A 264-nucleotide genomic window follows, 5' to 3' on the forward strand; every position below is an offset into this window, starting at 1 on the left:
CGCGGTCAACCTGGCCGGCTCGGACCAGACCAGCGGCGACGGAACGAGCGTCAGCAATTTCCAGAACGTGGACGCCTCGGCGCTGTCCACGGCGCTGTCGATCACCGGCTCGACGGCGGCCAACACCATCACCGGCGGATCGGGCAACGATACGATCGATGGCGGCGGTGGCGCCGACGTGATCGCCGCGGGCGGCGGCAACGACAGCGTCACCTATCGCGGTGCCGAGACCTCGATCGACGGCGGCACGGGCACCAACACCCT

1 protein-coding gene is annotated in these 264 nt (G+C 69.7%); it reads left to right on the plus strand.

Going from position 1 to position 264, the window contains the following annotated elements:
• A partial coding sequence (locus RMT89_RS43650; protein WP_399499028.1) for a calcium-binding protein occupies positions 1–264 on the plus strand: 264 nt, incomplete at both ends.

This window comes from Streptomyces sp. P17 (assembly GCF_032436805.1).
Lineage (GTDB): Bacteria > Actinomycetota > Actinomycetes > Streptomycetales > Streptomycetaceae > Streptomyces.